The organism is Bacillus pumilus (genome assembly GCF_024498355.1).
Classification (GTDB): Bacteria; Bacillota; Bacilli; order Bacillales; family Bacillaceae; genus Bacillus; species Bacillus pumilus_P.
This window is the reverse complement of the sequence record NZ_CP101833.1, coordinates 3,220,604-3,242,157: the sequence shown is the minus strand read 5'-3', so window position 1 is coordinate 3,242,157 and position 21,554 is coordinate 3,220,604. Positions and strand designations below refer to the sequence as shown.

The window sequence follows — 21,554 nt, the reverse complement described above, 5'->3', positions numbered from 1 at the left end:
CAGGAGGGAATGCAATGAAAACAGGACGCATCAGTCAGATCATGGGACCAGTCGTAGACGTTCGTTTTGAAGACGGTCACTTGCCTGAGATTTATAATGCGATCAAAGTTTCGCATAAAGCGGAAAGCGAAAGTGAAGTTGATATCGACTTAACTTTAGAAGTAGCACTACATTTAGGTGATGATACAGTGAGAACCATCGCAATGGCATCAACAGACGGTGTTAAGCGCGGCATGGAAGCTGTAGACGTTGGATCACCAATTTCAGTACCAGTTGGTAACGTAACACTTGGACGTGTATTCAACGTACTGGGAGATAACATTGACTTAGATGAGCCACTTGGTGTGGAAGCTCAGAGAGATCCAATCCACAGACAAGCGCCTTCTTTTGATCAACTTTCTACAGAAGTTGAAATTCTTGAAACAGGTATCAAAGTTGTTGACCTTCTAGCTCCTTATATCAAGGGTGGAAAGATCGGTCTATTCGGTGGAGCCGGTGTAGGTAAAACCGTTCTGATTCAAGAATTAATCAACAACATCGCACAAGAACATGGCGGTATTTCTGTATTCGCTGGTGTTGGAGAGCGTACACGTGAAGGAAACGACCTTTACTACGAAATGAAAGATTCTGGCGTTATCGAAAAAACAGCGATGGTCTTCGGTCAAATGAACGAGCCACCAGGTGCACGTATGCGTGTTGCCTTAACTGGTTTGACAATGGCAGAGCATTTCCGTGATGAACAAGGTCAAGACGTATTGTTCTTCATCGATAACATCTATCGTTTTACACAAGCAGGTTCTGAAGTATCAGCCCTTCTTGGACGTATGCCTTCAGCGGTAGGTTATCAGCCGACACTTGCAACAGAAATGGGTCAGCTGCAAGAGCGTATCACGTCTACAAACGTAGGATCGGTTACATCGATTCAAGCGATCTATGTACCTGCGGATGACTATACGGATCCAGCTCCAGCCACAACGTTCGCTCACCTTGATGCAACGACGAACCTTGAGCGTAAGCTGACAGAAATGGGTATTTACCCAGCGGTTGATCCACTTGCATCAACATCTCGTGCACTTGCACCTGAGATTGTTGGCGAAGAGCATTATGCGATTGCGCGTGAAGTTCAGCAAACATTGCAACGTTATAAAGAGCTACAAGATATCATTGCCATTTTAGGTATGGATGAATTATCTGAGGACGATAAGCTTGTGGTACACAGAGCACGTCGTGTTCAATTCTTCCTATCTCAAAACTTCCACGTAGCAGAACAGTTCACTGGCCAAAAAGGTTCTTACGTGCCATTGAAAGAAACTGTTAAAGGCTTCAAGGAAATCTTATCTGGTAAATACGATCACCTTCCAGAAGATGCATTCCGCTTAGTTGGACGCATTGAAGAAGTGGTTGAAAAAGCCAAAGAGATGGGTGTAGAGGCCTAATCTGGTCCTTAGGAGGGTAAAAGCATGAAGACCGTTCAAGTCAATATCGTTACTCCCGACGGCCCAGTGTATGAAGCGGATGTGGAAATGGTCAGTGTCAGAGCAGAAAGCGGTGAGCTTGGTATTTTAGCTGGCCACGTTCCAATGGTTGCTCCGCTAAAAATCGGTGCAGTTCGCTTAAAACATAGTGGATCAACTGAATTGGTTGCAGTAAGTGGCGGATTTGTTGAAGTTCGCCCTGAAAAAGTAACCATTCTTGCTCAGGCCGCTGAAACATCAGACAAAGTTGATGTAGATCGTGCGAAATCAGCGAAACAGCGTGCTGAAGAGCATTTGAACCACCCGAATGAAAGTGATGTACGCCGGGCGGAACTCGCATTAAAACGGGCGTTAAACCGTTTAAATGCAGCAGGGAAATAAAACAGAAAATCCTTCTTATCACAATGATAAGAAGGATTTTTTTTAGAATGACATGAGGGATTGGTACATCGACACATAAGGGTGAGAATCCTGTTTTTCAAGATATAAGTGCTCGCAAAACTGCGTACTATGCCACGTTTTATTGTGCCGGCGCAAACCAAGCGTATATTGATGCGGAGAGTCCATATAAGGCCGCACCACCCAGTCAGCATCTGAATGATGACGGAGGACAACCTCTCCTATATACACACTCATCATTGCTTCTAATGCATCAATGGGCATTTTCCACTCAGCAAAAAGCTGCTGGGTAAACGCATCAAAGTATAAAGATTCTAACTGATACAGGCTTTCCTCTGAGTAATCCAAAGAAATGTTATGAAAATGACACAATTGTGCTAATTCTTCTAGCTGTGTCTGTCTATAATCAAAGTAGAAAGCAATGGCCTCCCATTCATGATCAAATGAGGGAACCAATTCTCCGTACAAATCAACAAAGTCAGGAAAAGAATCTTTCAAACTGATCAGCTCCTTCCACACGCAGTATATCATCTCCTAGGCAACAGTATAAGAGGGGATTCACACTAAATGTAGCTCTTTTTTCCAAATGATTCATCTTTCCGATTTTCGAGGATATAATGAAAGGGAGTTTTCCTTTACAGAAATAAATAAAAGGAGGATTCAGCTGTATGGAAGACGTAGGACAACAAGCAATTGTGAGTATTGTGATCCACCTATTTTTTATTGCCATTACGTGGTGGGCATTGCTTGCCGTAAATATTGATCCACTGATTAAAAAAGGGAAAATCATTCAGGCAAGATTGCTGATGATGCTCATCACCATTGCTATCGCATCTGCGGTCAGCAATTTCTTCCTTGATTATTTAAATTTCTCCAGACAAATTCCTTATATGTTCTAACATAAAAGGTTTGGTTAAAGCCTTCTGCGGGAACGTAAAAAGAAGTGTCAAAAGCATGGCCTTTGTTGACTTTTCCACGTATGCATTTAACCCCTTGCGGCAACACTGGTAGCAAGGGGGAATGACAAGTGAGAAATTATTTGAAAGGCTGGCCATTATTTGCGTTTATTCTTTTTTTTGTTCTGATGATTCAAGGTGTTCGTGCGGAAGAATCTTCCCCACTCGCTCAAATAGCAGAAGGTCTGAAAAACCAGCAAATCGAAGTCGATGGCTGGACCCTTCATGCCAAAAAAAATGTAGACATTTCATCCGAACAATTTTCAAAAAAAGTGAAACGTTTGAAAGACGAACTACGACAGTATGAGTGGACCGAAAAAAAAGAGAAACATGTCACCAAAGTCACAGGAATGTACAAAGATGAAAAAAATGATACCTTATCGAAAATTTTACTCGTGAAGACCGACACAAAATCAAACCAAAAGTCGTATTTATTATATGAGCAAAAAGGTGCTCGCCCACTGAATACCTGGGAGCATACATATGATCAGTTCGTACGTCATGCAAAAAGCATATTACAAGAAAAATTTGTGATTTTTACTTGTCTCGATGGTCATGTAAATGGTATGATGGATGTTGTTTTGCAAAAAAAAGCTGAAATGTTAGCAAAAGAATTTCAAGCAAAACCAGTTGAGTATCTCGTTGAGTCTAATTTTGTGTCGCTTTCCGCTTACACAGATAAGTGGGAACAGTTCATTATGACTTCAAATGATAAAATGAATGTTCAAATTGCCATCAGAAGTTCGGAAATGAACGAAAATCATACGATTACGGTTGGCACACCAATCGTAACGACTGAATATTAATATAGAGAATTTGGGACGCGGAGGGGAAGACCTTGGAAAAAATCATCGTCCGCGGCGGTCAAAAGTTAAACGGCACAGTTAAAGTAGAAGGCGCAAAAAATGCCGTTTTACCAGTTATCGCTGCATCTTTGTTAGCAAGTACAGAAAAAAGCGTAATTTGTGATGTACCTACGCTCTCCGATGTATATACAATCAATGAAGTGTTACGTCATTTAGGAGCAGAAGTACATTTTGAAAATAACGAAGTATCAGTAGATGCATCTCATGCACTAGAAACTGAGGCTCCGTTTGAGTATGTGCGTAAAATGCGAGCATCTGTGCTCGTCATGGGACCACTTTTAGCAAGAACAGGTCATGCAAGAGTCGCATTACCTGGAGGCTGTGCGATTGGTTCAAGACCAATTGATCAGCATTTAAAAGGCTTCGAAGCAATGGGAGCTAAAATTCAAGTAGGCAATGGTTTCATCGAGGCTGAAGTAGAAGGCCGTTTAAAAGGTGCAAAAATCTATTTGGATTTCCCAAGTGTGGGTGCAACTGAAAACATCATCATGGCAGCAGCACTAGCTGAAGGAACAACGATTTTAGAAAACGTAGCAAAAGAACCTGAAATTGTTGATTTGGCAAACTACATCAATGCCATGGGCGGTAAGGTTCGCGGGGCTGGTACTGGTACAATCAAAATCGAAGGTGTGGCAACACTTCACGGTGCAAAACACAACATCATCCCTGACAGAATTGAAGCGGGTACTTTCATGGTGGCAGCAGCCATTACAGAAGGAAATGTTCTTGTAAAAGGCGCAGTGCCAGAGCACATGACATCACTTGTTGCAAAAATGGAAGAAATGGGTATTCAGATCATTGAAGAAGAAGAAGGTTTAAGAGTGATTGGACCATCTGAGCTCAAGCCAATCGATCTAAAAACAATGCCGCATCCTGGGTTCCCAACGGATATGCAGTCTCAGATGATGGCGCTATTGCTTCGTGCGAACGGAACAAGCATGATCACAGAAACTGTGTTTGAAAACCGTTTTATGCATGCTGAAGAATTCCGCCGCATGAATGGCGATATTAAAATTGAGGGTCGCTCTGTGATTATCAATGGGCCGGTTCAACTTCAAGGTGCTGAAGTTTCAGCGACTGACTTAAGAGCAGGAGCAGCACTTGTACTTGCTGGATTAGTGGCAGAAGGTCATACACGTGTCACTGAATTGAAGCATATTGACCGTGGATATGTGAACTTCCACCAAAAACTTGCAGCAATCGGTGCAGATATTGAAAGAGTAAAAGATGAATCAGCTGATGTTACACAAGAACAAATTGTGTCAGATCTGAACGCGTAATGATAAAGAAATCAGTGTGTCCATTGGGGCATACTGATTTTTTTTTTAGAATCATAGAATGCTTCATTTTCAAAAGCTTATCATTAGTGTATCCAATCGTTTTAAATTTTATTCATAAAGACGAACAGTAAAATCAATTGGTGAAGAGCATGTTGGCATGATCGAAAGTCTTGTCCAATGAATGAAAGAAGCTGTCATATTAGCTTGTCCTTGCCCATAGGATAAAAGAGATTCAATGACAAATGGGGGCAGCCAAATATGAAACCAATGATATGGACAATCGCAGGAATATGCATCATCATTTTAATGATTCCAACCTTACTCGTGTTGCCGACATTCCAAGGGAAACCCGCGGCTAGCCAACACGTAGCAGCAGAACCATCAGTTAAAAAAGAAGTGAAAGGTTCAGTCAAATTGAAGCAATCGCCCGTCTCCATTCCCGTCTATCGTTCAACTCATCAGCAGGTAGAAAACATTCCCCTAGAAGAGTATGTGATCGGTGTCGTAGCTTCTGAAATGCCAGCTGATTTTGAAATGGAGGCGCTCAAGGCACAGGCACTCGCTGCTAGAACGTATATCGTCAGACAAATGATCATCGATAAGGCCGTCAAATCACCAAAGGGCTCTCTTGTAGATGACACACAAATGTTCCAAGTCTACAAAAATAAGCAGGAACTCAAGAAAATTTGGGGGAAAGCGTACAACTGGAAATTAAAAAAGGTCACAGAAGCTGTCGCCAGCACACAAGGGAAAGTGCTGACCTATGACGAAAAACCAATTGATGCTTCTTTCTTTTCTACAAGTAATGGGAAAACTGAAAATGCAGAAGCCTATTGGAAAAATGAAATCCCTTATTTGAAAAGTGTCTCAAGTAAATGGGACGAAAAATCACCAAAATTTCAAAACACGAAGACCATCACGGTTAGTGAATTTCAGCAAAAACTAGGTGTGACCCTCAGTCAGCAGGCTCAGGTAGGAGAGATTGTAGAGCGGACACCAGGAAACCAAGTAGCAAAAGCCGTGATAAACGGTAAAACACTGACAGGCAGAGACATTCGAGAATCACTGGGACTTCACTCTGCAGATTTTACATGGGAAAGAAAGGGCCAGCAAATTGTGATCACGACAAAAGGATACGGCCATGGTGTAGGGATGAGCCAATATGGTGCGCATTATATGGCGCAGTCAGGCAAAAAAGTAGAAGCCATTGTGAAACATTATTATAAAGGGATTCAAATTGAATCAGCTGATCGTTTTCTCAACACGTATATGGCTAAAAAATAAAAGAAAAGGTGCCTCAGAAACGGGGCATCTTTTTGTTTGTTCAAAGAGGTTTGAACAGAATGTGTCAAATTGCGACTTAAGATGCAGGTCAGGAAATCTTAAACATTTATGTCCTGACAAGAACCGATGGCCGATACAAAGTCCCTCGAAAGACAGAGAAAACGAAGGGATAAATGATGCGTTAGGTGAAAATATCTAGACATCTGACAGAATTTTAGTGATTTCGATGAAAGAGAAAAAGGGATCGAGTCCTATACCATTCCAAGAAAGAATAATTTACGATTAAGATGTTTCAATTAAATACATAAGGAGGAATGAAAAGTATGTTGAAAAAAGTATTTACACTCGTAGCCTTAGCTGTATTGACATTATCCATGTCAATCTCTTCACCAGTGTTTGCAGAAGCAACAGCAGCCAAAAAACATAAGAATGATGTAAGAGTCACAATTTTACTTGATGCAAGTGGAAGCATGGCAAGAAAAGTAGATGGAGAGCGCAAATTTGATCTCGCAAAACAAGAGGTATTTAAATTTGCCCAGTCACTTCCGAAAGACGCTAAAATTCGTATGAGCTTGTTTGGTTCTGAAGGAAACAACAAAAATTCAGGTAAAGCTCAATCATGTGAAGTCATTAGAGGAGTTTACGGCGTACAGCCTTACGAAAAGCAAAGCTTTGAAAACTCTTTAAACGGACTTGGACCAAACGGCTGGACACCGATTGCACGTGCCCTTGAAAGTGCAAAGCAAACGGATAAGCAGCTTCATGAGGGAACAAAACATATTGTGTATTTAATTACTGATGGTGAAGAAACTTGTGGCGGAGATCCTGTGAAGGTAGCAAAAGAATTGCATCAATCAAAAGGATCTACTGTTGTCAATGTCATCGGATTAGACTTTAACGATGGCTATGAAGGCCAATTAAAGCAAGTAGCCAAAGCTGGTAAAGGTCACTACTACCAAGCAAGTACTGGTAAAGAAATGGGTTCTATCTTAACGGCAGAATCATTAAAACTACACGAATAACTTGTTGAACAAAAGGGAAACGATTGATTTATGCTTTCGTTTCTCTTTTTCTGTACAAATGTAAAAAGGGAGGTTTTCATTGATGAAAAAAAATATTGTATTAACCATTTTAGCTAGTCTTGTCTTGCTTCTTTCTTCACCAGCTCATGCTGTGACAAAACAGGAGCCTGCTCATGTGGTCATATTACTCGATTTAAGCGGCAGCATGGCACAATCGGTTGAGGGAGAAAAGAAAATCGATATCGCAAAACGTTCTATTCAAAGCTTCGCAAGTATTTTATCAGAAGATACGCAAGTCCTGCTTCGTGTATTTGGTCATGAAGGGACCAATAAAAATGCAGGAAAAGCCGTTTCATGTGCAAGTTCTGAAGCCGTTTATGGATTTGGAACATATGAGCAAACAACATTTCAGCAAGCGCTGAATGTGTATGGTCCAACAGGCTGGACACCACTAGCAAAAGCATTAACTGATACGAAACAAGATTTTGAAGATCACCAGGCTGAAGGGAAAAATATCGTATATGTTGTCAGCGATGGTGAAGAAACGTGTGGTGGAAGCCCTTCTCAAGCAGCAAAGGAATTACATGAAGACGGTATTGATACAATCGTCAATATCATTGGCTTCGATGTGAATGAAAAAGAAGCAAAAAGTCTAAAATCTGTTGCAAAAGCTGGTGGTGGACAATATCAACCGGCAGCAAATGCAGAAGAATTGAAACAGATTCTTCAACAAGAAGCGAGCACTTTTGGTCAGTAGGATGTGAATGGCAGCTGGGGAAAACACCCCCCAGCTGTTTTTTAGTTGGAGATCAATTTAAAGTCGTTTCTAATTCATCAATTCGTTTCTCCACGTAGTGCTGATCTTTTCTTGCATGAAAGGTTTCGGCTTTTTCTAATATCGCAGTCGTATTATATTCTGGAATCTGTGAATAGCTCTCATAAACACCTTTAGGAATTAAAACGTTCCCTTCAGGCCAATAAACAGCGATATTTCCCCGCTTCAATTCCCCGAATTGAGCAGCTCCTTGATAGGACCCATATTGATTAAAAAGAACAACTGGATCACCTTCTTGGACGTAAAGCTCTTTTGCATCTTCTTCATTCATCAAGATAGAATGACGCTTTCCGCCATTAAAGGCATCCTTTTCACTGTAGATCATAGAGTTAAATTGTTTACCTCGTCTTGTCGTAATATTGAAATGCCCCTCAGTTTTCCGGTATTGAGGCAGCTGGGCAGGAAGAAGGTGTCCCTTGCCGTCCGGTGTTGGACATGCACCATCTTCGCAAAGCCATGCGCCTCCCCATTGGAAAACGTCTCCTTTATGACGCAAATGCTGTATGCCATCATAGTTTCGATTTGCGATGGCAATCTCGCGGCGAATGTCTTCAGCATGTTCAAAATGAATCAGCTCGGCATCCTCTGGTCGGACCCTTTTCGCAAGATCAATATAAATGTCCCATTCTGCTCTGGCTTCTTCAATACGAGGTCCTTCAATTTCCGGACTGAAATATACCATGCGTTCCGTACTGGTTGACGTACCGCCGCCTGGCTGTTCATACCTTGTCATAGCAGGCAGAACAATCACCGTCTCTTCTGCCTCTACCAGTGTAGAGGTATTCAAAATGATATCTTGATGGACACGGAGTTCGAGCCCAGATAATGCTTTTTCGATCGCTTCTGGATTTGGCATCGTTTCTAAAAAGTTTCCACCGCTAGTAAACAGCATGCTGAGTTTTTGCGGGTGTTCTTTTGGGAGAGCCATCTTTTCAAACGATTGACCGATGGTATCACCATGCCATTTCGGAATGTCAAATCCCCATATCTTCTCAATTCTTTCAATATTCTCTTCATCAAAATCACTGCCTGGCAAAACAAATGGATCGGCGCCCATTTCGCCTGAACCCTGGACACCACTATGTCCGCGAATCGGCATGACGCCACAATGTTTTCTGCCAATAAATCCACGTAACATGGCAAGGTTTGCGACTTGCGATATATTATCTGTTGCAAATCGATGCTGGGTAAGACCCATACTCCAAATAAAAACGCCAGAATTGGCATTGGCAAGGAGGACTGCGAATTCCTTCATTCTTTCTTTTGACAAGCCTGACGATGCTTCTAGGTCCTCCCACTTCAACTGTTCGACATGTTGCTTTAAATCCTTTATGCCAGTTGTATGGGCTTGAATAAATTCATGGTCAAGAGCGGAGTGAGGAGCATGCTGCTCCATATCAAACCAATGTTTGATGACGCCGTTCATAAACGCAATATCGCCGCCTATATTGACTTGGTAAAAATCATCAGCTATTTTTGTTCCGAATAAAGCACTTTCTGGAATAGAGGGAACCCAGTACTTTTCCATCGCAGGCTCTTTATACGGATTAATGACAATAATTTTAGTTCCTTTCTTTTTAGCAGCGTACATATATTTAGTGGAAACAGGCTGATTGTTTGCTGCGACTGATCCCCAAAAAACCAATACATCCGTTCCGATCCAATCACTGTAATTACAGCTAGAAGCACCTATGCCAAGGGAACGTTTAAGAGCGGTTTTGCTCGGTGAATGGCAAATGCGGGAAGCATTATCGATATGATTTGTTCCTATAAATCGTGCAGCCTTCGCAGCGGTATAATAAACTTCATTTGTAATTCCTCTGGCTGTTAAGTAGAAAGCGAGCTGTCGTTTGTCAATTGATTTGATTTTAGCAGCGATTTGATCTAATGCATCATCCCAAGAAATACGTGTAAAGGCATTTTGCCCTTTTTTTCGGATCAGTGGATAAGGAATACGCCCAAGCTTACGCAGAGAGGTACTATCCATTTTTTTTAGCTGATGAATATCTTCGAACCATTTTGGGTCAATAGCTGGCATTGTGTTAAGGCGAAGCACATTTAGCCTTGTTGTGCATATATGGGGTCCTGCAAGTGTCTGATCGTATAAACCTGATACACCAAGGGCGCAGCCGTCACAAACGCCCTGCGTTAAAATACGGTACGCGTAAGGGAGGTTATCTTTGTTTTCCCAAGCCACCTTCATCGTATCCCGAATGTGCTTAGGTTTCACTTTTCCAAGCCCCATAGGAGCAAAAGAGGCCCATAGCTTTGGTGAGGGTTTTTTGTTGAGTTTAACAGGCCCCTTGTGTTTTGTTTTCCCCATGATATCATCACCCTCCTATTACTTTGTAAAGCGTTTTCATATCTAAAAATTACCTGTAGATTGTGATTCTGTCAAATTCAAATTAAGGACGGGCTGTGACAGAAGAAGTAGCAGTAAGGTTTGATTCTCTAAGCTGTTGAATATCCTTCCGAATGAGAAGAGATAGGATAAAAGCAATGAAAAATAAGCCAGAGAACACCATGAGACTTTGTGTGTAATTGCCTGTTATATCTCGAATAAAGGATGAAAATAAAGGTCCTGCTAAACCAGCAGCGGCCCAAGCGGTCAGAATATAACCGTGTATTGCACCAAGTTGTTTCGTACCAAACAAATCTCCAATATAGGCTGGAATTGAGGCAAACCCCCCTCCATAGCACGTATAAATGATCGCCATCACGATTGAAAAGATAAGTGGTTCTTTTAAGTAGGGAAGTAAGGGAAAAGCGATGAGCTGTATACTAAAGAAAATCGTATACGTATTTGGCCTTCCGATATAATCAGAGAAGGATGCCCAGCCAATTCGTCCTAGCCCATTAAAAGCACCTAAAACACCAACAAGAGTAGCTGCAGCGCCTGCAGTGAATCCAACACTTTCTTGAGCAAGAGGCGACGCTACTGAAATAATGGCAATTCCGCACGTGATATTAATAAAGAGCATGAGCCACAAATAATAAAAACGCCGTGTTTTGATCGCTTCATTTGCTGTGAGCTGTGATAAATCTTGAGGGAATTTTCTTTGACTTGTTTTCAACACGTCAAATTGTTTGATGTCATCTGGCGTTGGTGGTGATAAATAAAGAGATGAGATCACCATGATCGTAAAATAGGAGAGTCCAAGAATATAAAAGGTATTTGCGATATCAACTTTTTCAATGAGAAATTGAATAATTGGGCTGCAGATAAGTGAAGCAAATCCAAAACCCATAATGGCTAAACCGGTTGCAAGTCCTCTTCGATCCGGAAACCATTTGACTAATGTTGATACAGGTGCAATATAGCCTACACCTAATCCTATTCCAGCAAGTACACCATAAAATAAATAGAGGAGAGGCAGTGAAGACATGTGGACAGCGAACCCTGACCCAGTCATTCCAATGCCAAAGAAAATAGCTGAGAAGAGCCCCGATGCCCTTGGGCCATACTTTTCAACGAAATGTCCCATGAAAGCAGCAGATAAACCTAAAAATAAAATAGCAATGCTGAAGGTGAGGCTTATTTCTGTTAATGACCACTGAAAGGTTTGATGTAAAGGATTCGTAAAAACACTCCATGCATAAACAGACCCAATAGATAAATGGATTCCCACAGCACTTGTCGCAATGAGCCAACGATTTTTTGATTTGTTCATTGTGTTCCCCCCATATAAAGCAATCAAAAAGTTTGATAAGATAGAAATATGTTACATTTTTATGACTTTTTAAAATAATATCACAATTTGATTGGTTCATATAACTAAATTTGTGTTGAAAGGAAGATCATACAATGAATCCTTCTGTTAAAACGAAACGAGTCATACACCAATATCGTGAAGGAAAATTTACCTGCAAAACAGATGAAGTTGTAGAAGAATTTCCTTTAACTGTGATGGTGAATGGAGAAGAGTTTGTGACACTCGTTTGTTCACCAGAGCATTTGAAAGAATTGGTTATCGGCTTTTTAGCTTCAGAAGGAGTCATTCGATTTGAAAATGAGATTAAAAGGTTTACAATAGATGAAAGTATGGGCTTTGCATATGTTGATTTAATCCACTCAAGTCGTTTTCATTCATCAGACTTTACAAAACGAGTGATTGGTTCTTGCTGTGGGAAAGGGAGACACTTTTATTTTCTCCAAGATGTGAAGACTGCAAAAACAGCCATTGATCAAATTAACATTTCTGCTGAAACCTGTATGCACTTAATGAAGTGTTTACAAGACGAAAGCCAATTATTTCGACATACTGGTGGTGTGCATAATGCTGGACTGTGTGACACAGAGAAGCTATTCATCACTAGAACTGATATAGGAAGACATAATGCTTTGGATAAAATCTATGGATATTGTTTACTTCACCGAATCCCACTTAGAGATAAAATCCTTGTGTTTAGCGGCCGGATATCGTCGGAAGTTCTGTTGAAGGCAGCGAAACTAGGAGTATCTATTGTGATATCAAAATCAGCACCTACAGAGCTAGCGCTTAAAATGGCAGAAGAATTAAATATCACGACAGTTGGATTCGTCAGAGGAGGATCTTTTAATATCTATACTCATCACCAGCGTATTACAGAATAGGAGGCAAAGTATGGTCAGTATTTTGGATAAAAGACATCGATCATTGCGCGATTTAAGAATCTCGGTAACCGATCGCTGTAACTTTAGATGTACGTACTGTATGCCTGCTGAAATCTTTGGACCAGATTTTCCTTTTTTGAATAAAGAAGAGCTGCTTAGTTTCGAAGAAATTGAACGACTTGCTACCCTTTTTGCAAAGGACTTAGGTGTGGTGAAATTACGCATCACGGGCGGTGAACCTTTAATGCGTAAAGATTTGTCCATCTTAATAGAAAAGCTCGCAAAAATCCCAGGAATCGAAGACATCGCTATGACAACCAATGGAACGCTTTTACCTTTATATGCTGATAAGTTAAAGAAAGCAGGTCTTCAGAGAGTTACTATTAGTTTGGATTCATTAAATCCCGAACGTTTTAAGCAAATGAATGGAAGGCATATTTCCATCCAAAAAGTGTTTGATGGAATTAAGGCTGCAAAAAAGGCTGGACTTGCTATTAAGATCAATATGGTTGTCCAAAAAGGTGTGAATGATCAGGATATCTTACCAATGGCAGACTATTTTAAAAAAGAAGGACACATTCTGAGATTTATCGAATTTATGGATGTCGGCAATACAAATAAATGGAATCTAGAGCATGTGATGACGAAAAAAGAGATAATTGATCTGATTGATTCAAAATATCCTATCAAACCAGAACCCCCTCGATATGCGGGTGAAGTAGCCAATCGCTTTTTTTACGAAGATGGTTCAGGAGAGATTGGCATTATTTCTTCTGTCTCAGATGCTTTTTGTGGATCATGTAATAGAGCAAGGCTATCTGCACGCGGTGAATTGTTCACATGTCTCTTTGCATCTTCGGGTTTTGATCTGAAACGGATCATTCGTACGACAGAAAATGATGAAGATATAACGAAAATATTGAAGGAGCTATGGTCAAATAGACATGATCAATATTCAGCCGAGAGAGAGCAAAAGAAAGATCAGAAAAAAGTTGAGATGTCATACATCGGTGGGTAGTGACAACAAAGTATCATGATCATGTATTTTTGAAAAGAAGAGGAAATGGCATAATCACTGTTGAAAATCTTTTTTTGAAAACAGGCTGATTCATCATATAAACGCAATCATCATAAAAAAACAGCAGAGGGTTCTGCTGTTTTTTAAAATGCTATTTTTTGCCTCAAAAACCGTCAGATAAGTGTGGAAAATAGATTTTCAATCATACTGCGCTGCTTTACTTTTACAGGAGCTGTGATAACATCGAATCAATCTTTACCAGCTCGATTTTTTCACTCCTGGGATATGGCCTTTATAAGCAAGCTCACGAAAAGCAATCCTAGACATTTTGAACTTCCGTAAGTAACCTCTAGGACGGCCCGTTAATTCACAGCGGTTTTTTAAGCGAGTGGGAGAGGAATCTCTAGGTAATTTCTGCAAAGCTTCAAAGTCACCTTTTTCTTTTAACTCTTTCCTTAATTCCGCATATTTCAAAACAAGCTGCTGCCGCTTTTTTTCTTTAGCAATCTTTGATTTCTTTGCCATTTAAAACCCTCCTGGTTTAATTGTGTATTTTCCATTGAAAGGGGTCTTCAAACGTTGTCCAATCTTGATCAAATTCCTCAGGAGTGAGTAAGCATTGATCAAGTGTGCGAATGATATCTGCTTTAGGTAAGTCCACACCGATAAAAACCAGTTTAGTATGTCGATCGCCAAACTCTGCGTCCCACTCATCAAGAAGCTCTGGTTCCTGATTTAAAATCCGTGCTTTTTCTTGCTCGGACAAGGCATCAATCCAGTATGCAATAGGTTCAATTGCCACGGATTTTCCGGCTTGTGAAATTAAAATGGTTAAATCATTATGTGTGGCAAGCCATGTAAATCCTTTAGCGCGAACAATCTGCTCAGGCATCTGATCTAACCAATTATTCAGCCTGCCGGTATGAAAAGGGAGTCTTCTTTCATAAACAAATGATGAGATTTGGTATTCTTCTGTTTCCGGCGTATGCTGAGAATGTCCAGCGTTGATTTCTTTTATCCAGCCAGCAGAAGCACTGGATTTTTCAAAGTCGAATAAACCAGTATTCAAAATGTCGCTTGGCTGTACTTTACCTTTTGTGGTTCTTATGATAGTTGCTTCTGGTTGAAGTGTGGTTAGCACGTGCTCAAGTCGATCTAGTTCTGATGGTGATACAAGATCACATTTATTGATAATCAGCACGTCACAAAATTCAATTTGATCAATGAGTAAATCGGAAATTTCACGTTCATCATCATCGGAAACGGCTTCTTTACGATCTAATAGACTTTCTCCAGATTGGAAATCAGTCCAGAAACGGTTTGCATCTACCACTGTTACCATCGTGTCTAGCCGGCAAAAGCGTGTCAAGTCTATGCCCATTTCTTCATCGATGTAAGAAAAAGTTTGAGCGACAGGGATTGGTTCACTAATACCTGTTGACTCAATGACGATATAATCGATATTACCAGCCTTACAAAGGCGTTCTACTTCGATTAATAAATCCTCTCTCAATGTGCAGCAAATACAACCATTAGATAGTTCAACAAGTTTCTCATCTGATCGAGAGAGCTCGCCGCCTTGCTTGACTAATTCCGCATCAATATTAATTTCACTCATGTCATTTACAATAACAGCTACTTTTAATCCTTTACGATTTTGAAGAACATGATTTAATATCGTTGTTTTTCCCGCTCCTAAAAAGCCGCTTAATACTGTAACAGGTATTCGTTTATTCATTTGTTTCTGTCCTTTTGAAAATGCTCATTTTGTTTTCCGCCTCACTTAAAAGTAATCATTACGATTTAAAACTTAAAAAATTATTTTGTTTCTCTATGAAGGGTATATTTCTTTAATCGAGGAGAATATTTTTTTAATTCCAATCGGTCTGGATTTGTTCGTTTATTTTTTGTAGTGATATAGTTTCTGTCACCTGTTTCAGTACAGGCTAAGGTGATTTTCACACGCATAAGTGATATGATCCTCCTTTAATTCGTAATAGTTACGATTTGTATTTTAAAATGATAAAGGCTGATTGTCAAGCTTAGTATCAAATGATCAATGCCAAATCACAAAACAAAGGGGTATCGAATTTTAATTGATACCCCCATCCTTTAATAAAAGTCACCGAGTTCTTGTTCGTAATCACCTTCGTACTGCTGGACATCACTAGGGATCTCTTGGAGAAAGGCTAGTCCTCCTAGTACAAGCATCAAAATGATGGCGATGAATGAGAGAATGACTGCGGCAATACTTGAAATGGCGAACAGTGTCTGCATTTTCATCATCTTAGCATATTGTTCTAACAAGTCTTCGTAAGAAGTATCAGGAGCTTGAATCAATTGTTCAGCTGCTTTCACAGATTTTTGTACATGTATCCCCATCATAATGAGGAAAACGCCAAGGGCAGCAGGAAGAACAAGCCAAAACCCAATAAGGATCGAAAGTCCACCTGAAATATAGAGAAAGATACTACCAACTTTTCCCCACTTTGCTATTGAATGAAGAGATTGAATGATTTTTTCAGTTTGTTGCAATCGTGTTCACTCCTTTATGTATTCACTCTTTATCATACTTGAGCAAGTAGTACTTTAGGAAGAGTGAATGTTGAACAATTAAAAATGTTTCTATCTTCACTTTACTATTTATGGATAAATAAATTATTTTCAAATAAGAAAAAAGTAACATTTACTATGATTTTTAACGACAAATTATGTCATAAATAAGGATAGTAGTTAAAAATAATTAGTAAAAATATCAAAATATGTTGTTAGTTGTCTTTAGATTGGTTATTATTGTGTTGTATTACCATAAAAATTGGAAGGTGGAATTCATATGTTAGATCGTTTTTTAAACAAAATGACCAATGTTCAACCTGCAGCTGCTAGATGCATTTTGCAAAAATTAGTAACTTCTTGCAAATCAGCACCAACTTGTTTCCTTCAAGGTGTTGGAACTTTCCGTTACTACGTGGATCGTGACACAGGTGAGATTTGTACTAGCCAAGAACGCGTTAGATGCGGCTGCTAAATCTAGGTATCTTATTTAATAGGATGTGAACGCATGAGCATATCTTCAATTTCATTCTTAACAGATGCTATGCAGACGTCGAACAGTCGTCAAGCGGGCCAGACATCAAATTCTTTTTTAACCCAAGCTGCGCAAATTGTTCAAGGCGACCATTCTCCAGAAGAGAGAAAGGCATTATTTCAACAACTGACTTTAGTTCAGCAAGGAAAAGATTTAGAGCTTCATGTTTCTAAATTAAAGGAACTAGAGGAAGAGGTTCAAAAAGAGGGGTCTTCTTCGTCCGTTACTGTGAATCAGCACGGTGATCAAGTAGACATTTCAAATGAAGCTCGCAGTGAGTTTGAACAAGCTGAGGAACAAGCATCAGCTTCAGGTGAAGCTAGTGAAATCGCTACAGGGGAAAAAGATAAGGATGTTCAGCCAAATCCACAATAATAAATAATGAGGCGTGTGTTTGATACTCTTCACATGCCTCATTTATCTTTATTTTGCAGGCAACCTTGAATAAAGACCATCCGGAAAAGGTGCCGCATATGAGATTGTTTCATCGTCTTCTACCATGATGTAATATGGAAACTCTTGAATCTGGAATGCCTCTATCAATTGCTCATCTACCGGGATAATTCGCATGTTGGTTTGGTTATCACGATATAATTCTTGATCCTTTTCTTGCCCATTCTTTAACAAGATACTAAATGAGACGTTTAATTTACGCTGTTCTTTCGTTTCTAGGAATTGTTCAAGTGACGGGATGCAGTGCGGACATGCTGTGTCAGTGAAAATAAGTAATTGCTGCATTTGATTTGTTTGCAGCAGATCATTCATATGAATGGGTGATGGTTGTTCGAGAAGCGGATGCACAAGTTTTTGTCCAACATGTTGAATAGGTAAGATGATCAGCTTCATCTGATGTTTTAAATAAGTGATGACTCCGACAGTTAATAAAAGACTGCAAAGAATAAGAGTGAGCTGTAAAAGTAAGATTGAATTCATCGTATATCGTCCTCTCAGAGTGAAGTTACGCAAAGCTATCATAATACAATTATCAAAAATATGTCAATTATACTAAATGGTGTAAGGTGGAGCATTTGATGAGTACAGTAAACCATTGTTTATATGCAATCTCCTATACTTGGAAAAGAAGTCGTTCTTATCTTCTTTTAACCTTGTTGGTCCAAGTGATCGTTGGTTTTATGCCCTTGGCTAGCGTCTGGATTATTCAAACATTGATTAATGAAATTATTTTATTTATGACTTCTTCAGGAGACATCCAAAAGGTTTTGTGGTTATTTGGGTTGCAAATGGTCATTGTGGTTTTAGGATATGGGCTTCAGTTCATTCTTCAGCTTAGTCAGCAGAAAGCGACAAATCTGATTGGTTTGCATTTGAAGGGTGAATTGCTTCAGAAGGCGATAAGGCTTCCGTTTATTACGTTTGAACACCCGTCTTTTTATAATGAAAGTCAACGTGTGATGAACAGTCATCAGCACGTTCTGAGTATGGTCAGGAGTATTTTCACAATCATGAGCGCGTTGATTACTGTTGTATCACTTCTCATTTACATGGTCGGTATCCACTGGGGCTTGGCGGTCATTCTGATCGTGTTTACCCTGCCTGTCTTGTGGATTGAACTTTTTTTTGGAGGTGCGCGTTATCAATTAAACCGCATGTTAACTGCCAATGATCGAAGAGAAATGTATGTGTCCGATCTTGTAGCACAAAGAGATTCTCTGAAGGAAATACGTTTATATGGAATAGGGAATTATCTTCTTCAAAAATGGAAAGGTCATTATGTAAAAAGTGCAGATGAGAAATATAAATTGCTTAAACGACAAGTCCGCTGGGAGATGGCGGGCGGATTGCTCATGACCTTTGCCTATGTGTGCTGCGGTCTTTTTATTGTCTTTCTTATTTTCCAAAAAAAAATCGCGGCGGGGACGTTTGTCGCTGTGCTGCAAGCTGTACAAAACATTCAAAGTGGTTTTCAAGATTTAACGAGGGAATTCTCTAGTTTATATGAAACGAGTCTTTATGTTGATGAAATGAGAACTTTTCAAAAGAGAGAAGAGGAAATTCATGAACAGTCAGAAAGTGCAGCATCGCTTCGGAGGATCGAGCATATTCAGTCCATCACACTAGAAAATCTCTCTTTTACTTATCCGAATATGAAAACGCCTGCTATTGAGCATATACATTTTCATATCAATAAAGGTGAACGTATAGCATTAGTCGGGGATAACGGATCAGGTAAAACCACCTTGATCAAATGTTTGACCGGCTTATACGATCCAGATCAGCCGAATATGCAGAAAGTCAATGGTGAGTCTATTTCCACCATTCATAAAAGGTCATATCATGCTAGAATGTCTGTTCTTTTTCAAGATTTTATGAAGTACGAATTCACTGTGAAAGAAAACATTGGGTTTGGCCGTATCGACGATATAGATGAGGAAGAGCGAATGATTTTAGCTGCGCGGCAAGCAGGTATAGAAAAAAGAATCAATCAAATGGAAGAAACGTATGATGCGCAGCTTGGCCGCTTTTTTGAAGAAGGCCATGAACTGTCTGGTGGACAATGGCAAAAGCTTGCGATGGCGAGAACCTTTTTTAGAGAGAGTGATTTTATCATTTTAGATGAACCAACTTCTGCTCTCGACCCACTGTCGGAGATTTCACTCATTCGAAAGTTATTCGATCATACGCAGGATCAAGGTGTTTTGTTTATTACACATCGTATGGGAGCGGCCCGCTTAGCAGACCGTATTATCGTTATGAAAGATGGTGCTTTCGTCGAAGAGGGGAACCATGATGAGCTTATGACGCTAAACGGAGAGTACAAAAGGCTTTACGAGGCACAATCTCAACTATTTCAACAAAAGGAGATGGTGTAAGGTGAGTGTCTTTTATTTCATAGGTGTCTATCTACTAGGAATCATTTTTGCAGGTGCATGGCTGGATAAAGTGAGAAAACAGACGGAGCATGTGCAGCAGATGAATGCTTATCGGCTGATGCCTCCATCTTTCGCAGCACCAATGTTTTATTTATTTTTGTCTGTTGAACTGGTTTGTACTGTTCATTTGTTCATTTGGAACATGTCTCTCGTACCTGCGATTGGTCTTACAGCACTTTTATGTATCTATACTGGAGCGGTCACGTTCAATTTATTGAGAGGGCATCGTGATATTTCGTGCGGCTGTGGAGGTCTTCTTGAAAATGAACGCCTTCATTGGGGGATTGTGATTCGAAATGTGCTGATGCTGGCTCTTGTACTGGGGTTATTTTATGTGCATTCCTATGTAGTGACGATTCCATGGCACTTCAAAATCATTTGTTTTCTAATTGCAGTGGCTGTCTGTTTCATCATAGCGGTCAGTCAAGAAATCATGTTATTCAAGCGAAAGTGGATCAATCAATTTGGATCAATTATAGAAGGAGATAAAATGAAATGACAGATATTTTATTAATCATTGTGTTATTGATTGTCATTGCTCAGCTGGCTGTGGTGTTTCTGCTTGCCCGTTTTATCGGGAAATTTATGAATAAAATAAAAACCCTTGATGGGATTGAGTTGAAGGAAGCAGAAGTGGGTGATCCGGCCCCGCTATTTCGAAACTATACGCATTTAGGGGAAAAGGTGATTTTAAAGGAATATTTGCAAAGCGGGAGAGCCGTGATGCTGTTATTTGTGAATTCTACTTGTATGACGTGCAAAAGCATTTTGGCTGATATGCAGCAGCAGATCTCTAGTGATGATGCTCAGTTCATTTTTATTAATGGAGATGAACAAGCGGATGATGCGTCGCTTCTTCAATTGCTGCCGGATCAAGCCGTTTATATGCGCTCTTCACAAATCATGGAGCTGTATGGGGTAACTGTTGTCCCGCAAGCGATTCTCATTGATGAACACGGAATCATCCTGCAAAGAAAATCTCTTCAAAATGCGAAACAGTTTGAACAGCTGTTGCACGTTTCATAAAAAAGCGTCTTTTTGATTTAGAGACGCTGCAACGTGTAGACAAACCCTCGCATTCGCCCGCAGTCCTGCGTGCCGGAGCTTACGAATGTCAAATTCGCTCCGCTGCGTCCTAGATTTCAAAGGTTTTCTATCACGCTGAAGAGAAGACAAAGGGCTAAAATACACATCATTTTAGCCCTTTGTCAACAATCTGAATGGTTAGAGATACTGGTTTTATAATTCTTTTCCTAGTATATCTAAATCGTACCTGCTGCCGTCCATTTCTGCGATGCGTGGCAGGTGTCCCCAAGTCTCAAAGCCGTGTTTTTTAAATAGTCGAATGCTGGCTTCGTTGTGCCCGAAAATAAAGGCAAGCAATGTTCGGATGCCTAATGAGGGCGCCAATTCAATGGCCTCTTGTAAGAAAAGCGATCCTAAGCCTTTTCCTCGATAGTCTTGGTTCAAATAAATACTCAATTCAACGGTTCCGTTGTATGCAGGTCTGCCGTAAAATGTTTCAAAGCTGAGCCAGCCATAGATATTTCCTTCTTCATCTGTTTTTACATAGAGAGGTCTTTTCTCTGAATGATTCAAAAACCATTGCCTGCGGTCTTCAACTGTAACAGGTTCTGTATCGGCGGTCGCTTCTCTTGAAGCAATGGTTGAATTGTAGATATCGACGATCGCTTTGAGGTCATCTTCTGTTGCAATGCGGTTGAAAGTTTTCACAATAAAGTCCCCCATCTTTTTTTCATTCATCATACATATTATCGATGCGATTGCGCAAAATAAAAAGAAAAATGATTTCGTGTGTATATATTTTTTGAAAAGTGTTCAGAAT

At 40.0% G+C, this 21,554-nt stretch carries 23 protein-coding genes; 14 read left to right on the top strand and 9 right to left on the bottom strand.

The features are described 5' to 3' along the window. Nucleotides 1-14 precede the first annotated feature (14 nt). Nucleotides 15-1,436: a F0F1 ATP synthase subunit beta gene (atpD, locus tag NPA43_RS16555; RefSeq protein WP_099726498.1), complete on the top strand. Its 1,422-nt coding sequence runs from the start codon at nucleotides 15-17 to the stop codon at nucleotides 1,434-1,436. Nucleotides 1,437-1,460: 24 nt separating this feature from the next. Further along, nucleotides 1,461-1,856, top strand: coding sequence for a F0F1 ATP synthase subunit epsilon (locus NPA43_RS16550; RefSeq protein WP_256499076.1), 396 nt, complete (start codon nucleotides 1,461-1,463; stop codon nucleotides 1,854-1,856). A 42-nt stretch (nucleotides 1,857-1,898) separates the two neighbouring features. Here NPA43_RS16550 and NPA43_RS16545 read toward each other — a convergent pair whose 3' ends face one another. Then, nucleotides 1,899-2,405: a hypothetical protein gene (locus NPA43_RS16545; protein WP_370461108.1), complete on the bottom strand. Its 507-nt coding sequence runs from the start codon at nucleotides 2,403-2,405 to the stop codon at nucleotides 1,899-1,901. A gap of 137 nt (nucleotides 2,406-2,542) precedes the next feature. On the opposite strand from NPA43_RS16545, the gene NPA43_RS16540 reads away from it, so the two are divergent. From NPA43_RS16540 to NPA43_RS16515, 6 genes are all read left to right on the top strand, one after another. After that, nucleotides 2,543-2,773: a DUF1146 family protein gene (locus NPA43_RS16540; RefSeq protein WP_025208130.1), complete on the top strand. Its 231-nt coding sequence runs from the start codon at nucleotides 2,543-2,545 to the stop codon at nucleotides 2,771-2,773. A gap of 128 nt (nucleotides 2,774-2,901) precedes the next feature. After that, nucleotides 2,902-3,636 carry a YwmB family TATA-box binding protein gene (locus tag NPA43_RS16535; protein ID WP_230030618.1) on the top strand — a complete coding sequence of 245 codons (735 nt, stop codon included), beginning with the start codon at nucleotides 2,902-2,904 and terminating at the stop codon, nucleotides 3,634-3,636. Between the two features lie 32 nt (nucleotides 3,637-3,668). Next, nucleotides 3,669-4,976 carry a UDP-N-acetylglucosamine 1-carboxyvinyltransferase gene (gene murA / locus NPA43_RS16530; protein WP_256499075.1) on the top strand — a complete coding sequence of 436 codons (1,308 nt, stop codon included), beginning with the start codon at nucleotides 3,669-3,671 and terminating at the stop codon, nucleotides 4,974-4,976. Between the two features lie 258 nt (nucleotides 4,977-5,234). Continuing rightward, nucleotides 5,235-6,260 (top strand): stage II sporulation protein D, encoded by a 1,026-nt coding sequence (spoIID, locus tag NPA43_RS16525; protein ID WP_256499074.1) that lies wholly within the window; start codon nucleotides 5,235-5,237, stop codon nucleotides 6,258-6,260. 323 nt (nucleotides 6,261-6,583) lie between these two features. Further along, on the top strand, nucleotides 6,584-7,282 hold the full coding sequence (locus NPA43_RS16520; protein WP_256499073.1) for a VWA domain-containing protein: 699 nt from the start codon (nucleotides 6,584-6,586) through the stop codon (nucleotides 7,280-7,282). Nucleotides 7,283-7,364: 82 nt separating this feature from the next. Continuing rightward, nucleotides 7,365-8,039, top strand: a complete 675-nt coding sequence (locus tag NPA43_RS16515) for a VWA domain-containing protein (RefSeq protein ID WP_230030621.1) — start codon at nucleotides 7,365-7,367, stop codon at nucleotides 8,037-8,039. Nucleotides 8,040-8,091: 52 nt separating this feature from the next. On the opposite strand, the gene NPA43_RS16510 is transcribed toward NPA43_RS16515, so the two are convergent. Beyond that, entirely contained in the window at nucleotides 8,092-10,440 is a 2,349-nt protein-coding gene (locus tag NPA43_RS16510) for an FdhF/YdeP family oxidoreductase (RefSeq protein ID WP_256499072.1), read from the bottom strand. 82 nt (nucleotides 10,441-10,522) lie between these two features. Continuing rightward, a complete protein-coding gene (locus NPA43_RS16505; protein ID WP_230030623.1) occupies nucleotides 10,523-11,788 on the bottom strand; it encodes an L-lactate MFS transporter in 1,266 nt (421 codons plus the stop codon). 134 nt (nucleotides 11,789-11,922) lie between these two features. On the opposite strand from NPA43_RS16505, the gene fdhD reads away from it, so the two are divergent. Then, on the top strand, nucleotides 11,923-12,711 hold the full coding sequence (gene fdhD / locus NPA43_RS16500) for a formate dehydrogenase accessory sulfurtransferase FdhD (RefSeq protein WP_230030624.1): 789 nt from the start codon (nucleotides 11,923-11,925) through the stop codon (nucleotides 12,709-12,711). A 10-nt stretch (nucleotides 12,712-12,721) separates the two neighbouring features. Continuing rightward, the gene (gene moaA / locus NPA43_RS16495) at nucleotides 12,722-13,729 is read left to right on the top strand and encodes a GTP 3',8-cyclase MoaA (RefSeq protein WP_099726489.1); all 1,008 of its coding nucleotides are present in this window, start codon (nucleotides 12,722-12,724) and stop codon (nucleotides 13,727-13,729) included. A gap of 255 nt (nucleotides 13,730-13,984) precedes the next feature. Here the strand turns inward: moaA and rpsN are convergent, their stop codons facing one another. The 4 genes from rpsN to NPA43_RS16475 all read right to left on the bottom strand — a co-directional run bounded on the left by rpsN (nucleotide 13,985) and on the right by NPA43_RS16475 (nucleotide 16,264). Further along, complete coding sequence (gene rpsN, locus NPA43_RS16490; RefSeq protein ID WP_230030625.1) at nucleotides 13,985-14,254, bottom strand: 30S ribosomal protein S14; 270 nt, start codon at nucleotides 14,252-14,254, stop codon at nucleotides 13,985-13,987. 16 nt (nucleotides 14,255-14,270) lie between these two features. Then, complete coding sequence (locus NPA43_RS16485; protein ID WP_230030626.1) at nucleotides 14,271-15,467, bottom strand: GTP-binding protein; 1,197 nt, start codon at nucleotides 15,465-15,467, stop codon at nucleotides 14,271-14,273. 80 nt (nucleotides 15,468-15,547) lie between these two features. Beyond that, entirely contained in the window at nucleotides 15,548-15,697 is a 150-nt protein-coding gene (gene rpmG, locus NPA43_RS16480; protein ID WP_003214771.1) for a 50S ribosomal protein L33, read from the bottom strand. 144 nt (nucleotides 15,698-15,841) lie between these two features. After that, a complete protein-coding gene (locus NPA43_RS16475; protein WP_099726486.1) occupies nucleotides 15,842-16,264 on the bottom strand; it encodes a DUF5362 family protein in 423 nt (140 codons plus the stop codon). 526 nt (nucleotides 16,265-16,790) lie between these two features. Between NPA43_RS16475 and NPA43_RS16470 the strand changes: the two genes are divergently transcribed. Next, nucleotides 16,791-17,192, top strand: coding sequence for a hypothetical protein (locus tag NPA43_RS16470; protein ID WP_099726485.1), 402 nt, complete (start codon nucleotides 16,791-16,793; stop codon nucleotides 17,190-17,192). Nucleotides 17,193-17,240: 48 nt separating this feature from the next. On the opposite strand, the gene NPA43_RS16465 is transcribed toward NPA43_RS16470, so the two are convergent. Next, nucleotides 17,241-17,750, bottom strand: coding sequence for a thioredoxin fold domain-containing protein (locus NPA43_RS16465; RefSeq protein WP_256499071.1), 510 nt, complete (start codon nucleotides 17,748-17,750; stop codon nucleotides 17,241-17,243). Between the two features lie 98 nt (nucleotides 17,751-17,848). Here NPA43_RS16465 and NPA43_RS16460 point away from each other — a divergent pair, with 98 nt between their 5' ends. Genes NPA43_RS16460 through NPA43_RS16450 form a run of 3 tightly spaced genes read left to right on the top strand, consistent with a single transcriptional unit; the run spans nucleotide 17,849 to nucleotide 20,734 of the window. After that, a complete protein-coding gene (locus tag NPA43_RS16460) occupies nucleotides 17,849-19,648 on the top strand; it encodes an ABC transporter ATP-binding protein (RefSeq protein ID WP_256499070.1) in 1,800 nt (599 codons plus the stop codon). Between the two features lies 1 nt (nucleotide 19,649). Next, complete coding sequence (locus NPA43_RS16455; protein WP_256499069.1) at nucleotides 19,650-20,207, top strand: MauE/DoxX family redox-associated membrane protein; 558 nt, start codon at nucleotides 19,650-19,652, stop codon at nucleotides 20,205-20,207. Continuing rightward, the gene (locus NPA43_RS16450; protein ID WP_256499068.1) at nucleotides 20,204-20,734 is read left to right on the top strand and encodes a TlpA family protein disulfide reductase; all 531 of its coding nucleotides are present in this window, start codon (nucleotides 20,204-20,206) and stop codon (nucleotides 20,732-20,734) included. Before NPA43_RS16455 ends, NPA43_RS16450 begins: the two co-directional genes overlap by 4 nt. A 213-nt stretch (nucleotides 20,735-20,947) precedes the next feature. On the opposite strand, the gene NPA43_RS16445 is transcribed toward NPA43_RS16450, so the two are convergent. Next, nucleotides 20,948-21,457, bottom strand: coding sequence for a GNAT family N-acetyltransferase (locus tag NPA43_RS16445; RefSeq protein ID WP_180275478.1), 510 nt, complete (start codon nucleotides 21,455-21,457; stop codon nucleotides 20,948-20,950). Between the last annotated feature and the right edge of the window lie 97 nt (nucleotides 21,458-21,554).